General features: G+C 70.6%; 4 protein-coding genes. 3 read left to right on the forward strand and 1 reads right to left on the reverse strand.

The window, feature by feature from the left end; all coding sequences use genetic code 11:
* Positions 1 to 1745: PAS domain S-box protein (locus tag AB1634_18485; GenBank protein MEW6221500.1), on the reverse strand; the 1745-nt coding region annotated here is incomplete at its 3' end.
* Positions 1746 to 1819: 74 nt separating this feature from the next.
* Between AB1634_18485 and AB1634_18490 the strand changes: the two genes are divergently transcribed.
* The 3 genes from AB1634_18490 to AB1634_18500 form a co-directional block, all read left to right on the forward strand.
* On the forward strand, positions 1820 to 3175 hold the full coding sequence (locus AB1634_18490) for a L,D-transpeptidase family protein (GenBank protein ID MEW6221501.1): 1356 nt from the start codon (positions 1820 to 1822) through the stop codon (positions 3173 to 3175).
* 29 nt (positions 3176 to 3204) lie between these two features.
* Positions 3205 to 4746, forward strand: coding sequence for a M14/M99 family metallopeptidase (locus AB1634_18495; protein ID MEW6221502.1), 1542 nt, complete (start codon positions 3205 to 3207; stop codon positions 4744 to 4746).
* 4 nt (positions 4747 to 4750) lie between these two features.
* A partial coding sequence (locus tag AB1634_18500) for a tetratricopeptide repeat protein (protein MEW6221503.1) occupies positions 4751 to 5507 on the forward strand: 757 nt, incomplete at its 3' end.

The following is a 5507-nucleotide window of genomic DNA, read 5'->3' on the forward strand; positions in this document are numbered from 1 at the left end:
CGGCCGTAGGAGGCCGCCTCCTCGGCGGGCGGCGGTGCCGGCGCGGCCTGGCAGGCGGGCAAAAGAATCGAGAACACCGTGCCCTGGCCGGGCTGGGAGCTGACCGAGACCCGGCCGCCGTGGCGGTTGATGATGGTGTGGACCGTGGCCAGGCCGAGGCCGCTGCCCGCTTCCTTGGTGGTGAAGTAGGGATCGAAGATCCGGGGCAGGACCTCGGCGGGGATGCCGGGGCCCTCGTCGGCCACGGTCAGACGCAGGTAGCGACCCGCTGGCAGGGACAGGCCGGAGTCGGCGCCCAGCTGGCAGTTGTCGGCCGTCACCGTGACCAGGCCGCCGTCCGGCATGGCCTGGTCGGCGTTGATGACCAGGTTGTGCATCACCTGGCTGATCTGGCCCTCGTCCACCTCGGCGGCCCACAGATCGCTGGCGATCCGGAAGCGCAGCCGCACGTTGGAGCCATGGACGGCGAAGGCCGCCGCCTCCTGGAGAAGGGCGGCCACGGCCACCCGGCGCCGCACCGGCGTGCCGCCCCGGGCAAAGGTCAGGAGCTGGCGGGTGAGATCCCGGGCCCGGAGCGCCGCCTGGCGGGCATCGGCCAAGAGGGGCTGCAGCCCCGAGTCGGCGCCGGCCAGCCGCAGGCCCAGGCTGAGGTTGCCCAGGATGGCGGTGAGCAGGTTGTTGAAGTCATGGGCGATGCCGCCCGCCAGCACCCCCACCGACTCCAGCTTCTCGATCCGGAACCGCTCCTCTTCGATGCGCTTGCGCTCCGAGACATCAATGAAGGAGGCCATGCGGCAGATCGGGACCCCGGCCTCGTCCCGGACCAGGCTGGCCACCAGGTGGGCGGCGAAGCTGCCGCCATCGGCCCGGCGCATGGCCAGCTCCCCCACCCAGGAGCCCTGGGCATCGAGATGGGCCAAGAGCCCTGCCAGCTCCTGCCGGTCCTGGACCCAGTCGGCCAGGGCGGCGCCGGCGGGCGGCGTGGCGGGCGGCACCGCCAGCAGGGCCGCGGCCGCGGCATTGGCGTAGGTGATCCGGCCGCCCGCATCGAGAAACACGATGCCGCTCACCGCCGAGGCGATGGCACTCTCCCGGACCTTTCTCTCGGCCTCCGCCCGTTTGCGGGCCGACATGTCCCGGCCGATGGTGCGGGTCTTCTCCAGGCGGCCCGCCTCATCCAGCACGGCGAAGACATTGAGGATCACCGGCAGGACCGAGCCGTCGGCCCGCAGCAGCTCCCGCTCCAGGTTGGCGTAGTGCCGCTCCCTGGACAGGTGCGGGAAGGTGGTCCAGAAGGCCTCGGCCGAGGAGGCGGTCATGAAATCGGCGATCGGCCGGCCCACCACCTCGGCCTTGTCCCGGCCCAGGGCCCGGACAAAGGTGTCGTTGACGTCCAGGATGCGGCCCTGGGCGTCCAGGGTGTAGTAGAGATCCGGCGCACCTTCAAACAGCTCCCGGTACTTGGCCTCGGAGGCCGCCAGCCGCTCCTTGGCCGCAGCCAGCTGCCGGAGCTGCCAGTGGAGGAGCAAAAGGGTCGCCACCAGGCCCAGCACCGCGGCCAGGCCGAGGGCGACCGTGGTATCGGCGGCCGGCCCCTGGGGCAGGTCCAGGAGAAGAGCCGCCACCGGCGGCACGGCCAGCAGGCCAGCGGCCAGGAGCTGCCCGGCCCGGGAGCCCAGCCGCCAGGCGATGAGCGCCGCCAGGGTAATGAGGATGGCGATGGCGATGCCAGTGAGGGTGGCCATGGAGCTCCGGCAGGAACGAAGATGGCGGCGGCCGGCCAGCAGGGCGGACCGATTTCCCAGTATACAAATCGTTCATGACCGCTGCCAAGGGGGTTGGCGCGGCCAGTCTTGCCAAGGCATCCTCCTTGCGGTATTTTGGCATGCTCTGTCCGGAGAAGACCTGCCCCATGCCCTTGCGCCCCCTATCGCACCGCTCCCCAGCCCTGCCCCTGTCGCTGGTCTGTCTTCTGGCTTTCGGCCTGCTGGCGGCGAAAAGCGCTGCCAAGACCGCGCCCCTGCCTGCCGAGCCGGCCTCCCCGGCGCCGGTGGAGGCGGCGGTGAGCCGGCTGGTGCAGCCTCTGGTGGGGGACGGCTCCATCCGCTTCGTGCTCATCGAAAAGGACCGGCAGCGCTTGCGCCTGCTGGAAAGAAACGGTGAGGTCGTTGTCCTGGCCAGCTACAGCTGCGCCACTGGCCAGAACCAGGGGCCGAAGGCGGTGTCCGGCGACGCCCGCACCCCGGAGGGGGTCTACTTCGTCACCAGGTCCTTCGAGGATTCGAAGATCACCGTTTTCGGCCGCCGGGCCTTCCATCTGGACTATCCCAATGTTTTTGACCAGGCGGCCCAGCGCAATGGCGACGGCATCTACATCCACGGCACCAACCGCGAGCTGGCGCCCAACAGCACCAACGGCTGCATCACCCTGCGCAACCAGGACCTGGACGAGCTGGCCGGGTTTCTGGAGCCCAACGCCATCCCGGTGGTGATTGTCGACAGCCTGGACCGCCTGGCGGCCCCGGGATCTTTCGCCCTGAGCCAGGAGGAGATCGCAAGCCTCGCTGCTCAGGCCCAGCCTGGCGCGGCCAGCAGCGGCCCGCTGGCCCTGGAGGCCCTGTATCTGGTGGCGGCCGGCAGCCAGGCCATAGCGGTGAGCGGCTTTGCCAAGCCCGGCGACGCGGACAGCCGTTTCTTTGGCCGCCTGTATCTCGACCGGCCGGCAGGAGGCGGGATCCGGGTCCACAACCGGGTGGAGCCGACCGCGGTGGAGCTGGCCCAGACCAGCCGCGGCAACGGCAAGACCGAGGCGGAGGCGGCTGCCTACCCCCGGGACCAGGAGCGTCTGCTGGCCTTTGTCGAGCGCTGGCGCCGGTCCTGGGAGGGCAAGAAGCTCCATGATTACATCGCCTGCTACGCCCCGGAATTCCGCAGCCAGGGCATGAATGTCGCCGCCTGGAAGCGCTACAAGGGCCGCCTCAACCAGCAGTACAAGACAATCCGCGTGCAGCTGACCGACCGGCGGGTGGAGTGGACCGCCACCGGCGCCCGGGTCAGCTTCCTGCAATCCTACCGTTCCGACCGTTTTCAGGCCCGGGGCAAGAAGACCCTGGTCCTGACCTTTACCGGCAGCGACTGGCAGATCCGCCAGGAGCTCTGGCACGGCGGCCGCTGAGGGGGCGCCGCCCGCTCGTCCTGGTGACAATGGCCAATCCTTGCCGCACCTTCCTGCCCCGCTCCTGCCGTCTCCGGGCTGCCGCCTTGCTGCTGGTGGTCCTCGCCCTGGCCGGGCTGCCGGCGGCTGTCTTGGCCCAGGGCCTCCACGAGGTGTTTCTGGCCGGCACCGAGCACGAGCTGCACGTCTACCGGATCCTGGGCCATGAGCCGGGCAAGACCATCATGCTCATCGGCGGCATCCAGGGGGATGAGCCGGGCGGCTATCTGACCGCCGATCTTTACGCCGACGTGGCCCTGAAGCGCGGCAACCTCATCGTCGTGCCCCGGGCCAACTTCTACTCCATCCTCCTCAACCGGCGGGAGGGCCGGACGGGCGACATGAACCGCAAGTTCTCGCCCCAGGAGGCCAAGACGCGCTCCATGGAGGAGGAGGTGGTGGCGGTTCTGAAGCACCTCATTGCCGAGAGCGACTGCCTGCTGAACCTGCATGAGGGCTCCGGCTACTACGCCCCCACCTGGATCAGCGACAACGAAAACCCCAAGCGCTTTGGCCAGAGCATTATTTTCGATGCCGCCAGGTTCCCGGTTCCGGCCAAGGGGCGGACCGTGGAGCTGGAGGTGCTGGCCACCCGGGTGGCGGAGCGGGTCAATACCCAGCTGGACAACCCCCGCCACCGTTTCCGGCCCAACAACCACAACACCCTGTCCGAGGCGTCCCTCCACAAGGAGCAGCGCACCTCGGCCACCTACTATGCCCTGACCCAGGCCCACATCCCGGCCTTCGGCGTCGAGACCTCCAAGGACATCGATACCCTGGAGACCAAGATCCGCCTCCACAAGCTGGTGATCAACACCTTCATGGAGGAGCTGGGCATCGAGCTGGAGGCACCGGGGGTGGTGGTGGACAGCCCCCGCCTGGAGTACGTGCTCATCCAGATCAACGCCGGCCTGCCCCTGGCGGTGCCCAACGGCGCCCGCCTGGAGATCGCCCCCGGCGACGAGATCCAGGTCACCGACATCATCGCCAACTACCAGCGGGGCCTGGTGGCCGACCTGGAAGGGATCGGCAACCGCAACGACACCCGGAAGCCCTTCCGGATCCAGGAGCCGACCCGGGTGGTGATCCGCAAGGATGCCCAGGAGTGCGGCACGGTCACCATCGCCCCCCGGGCCGGTGGGGCCACGGTGGTGGCTGCCGCCACACCGGCGGCCATGCCGGCCGGCCCGGCGCCTGCCCCCCGGATTCTGGACCTGCTCGTGGAGGTGGCGGGCACCGAGCGTACCGTCGCCCCCAACGGCACCCTCAGGGTGGCTCGGGGCAGCCGGATCGTCATCAAGGGCCTGCGCACCAGCCCCAAGGAGATGGCCGGCCGGATGGAGGTCAATCTCAAGGGCTTCGCCCCCAAGCGGGGCCCCAACGACGGCAACGACCTCGATACCCCCATCAGCTTCCCGGCCGATCTCATGAGCCGCTTCTCCGAGAACCGGGCCGGCCGCCGCTATCCGGTGGAGGCCAGCCTGGGACAAGAGGTGCTGGGTCGCTTCTGGCTTGAGGTGGCGGGCCGCTGAGCCTATGACCACGTCCTGCCGCCTCGCCTACGCCCTGCTCCTGGTGCTCCTCGCGGCGGTGCCGGCCGCCGCGGCCGGCCTCGACCAGCTGACCCGGGCGGCGGAGGCCGGGGACGCCGAGGCGCAACGGGCCTTAGGGGCCAAGTACGAGCTGGGCGAGGGCCTGGCCGCCGACCCGGTCAAGGCCGCCTACTGGTACGAAAAGGCCGCGGTGCAAGGCCATGCCCGGGCCCAGACCAACCTGGGCATCCTTTACGAGGAGGGCCTGGGCGTGCCCCAGAGCTTCGAGCTGGCCCGCTCCTGGTACGAAAAGGCCGCGGCCCAGGGCTATGCCCGAGGTCAGACCCATCTCGGGCTTCTCTATGAGCAGGGCCTGGGGGTGGCGCGGGATGTGGACCAGGCCCGCCAGCTCTATGAACAGGCCGCCAAGGAGGGCTACAGCAAGGGCCGGGTGCAGCTGGGCCTGCTCTACGAGCGGGGCCTGGTGGCCGGCCGGCCCCAGCCCGAGGAGGCGGCCCGCTGGTACCGGCTGGCGGCCTCCCAGGGCTATCCGCCGGCCCGGCTGCGGCTGGCGGCCCTGGAGCGGGGTGAGCCGCCGCCAACGGACCCCCGGGTGGATCGCCAGTTCGCCAGTCCCCCAGCCCCACCTCCGGCCGCCCTTCCCGCGCCCACTCCGCCTGCCGAGGCCACGCCGCCCGCGGCTGCTGCCCCCGCTGCCCCGCTGTCCCGCGCCCGGGGGGCGGCCGCGGCGCCCCCCCCCC

It is taken from the genome of Thermodesulfobacteriota bacterium (genome assembly GCA_040755095.1).
Lineage (GTDB): Bacteria > Desulfobacterota > Desulfobulbia > Desulfobulbales > JBFMBH01 > JBFMBH01.

Excerpts from the sequence above, each read along its gene's own strand:
- AB1634_18490 (MEW6221501.1), top strand. The coding sequence starts at position 1,820 with ATGACCGCTGCCAAGGGGGTTGGCGCGGCCAGTCTTGCCAAGGCATCC.
- AB1634_18495 (MEW6221502.1), top strand. The coding sequence starts at position 3,205 with ATGGCCAATCCTTGCCGCACCTTCCTGCCCCGCTCCTGCCGTCTCCGG.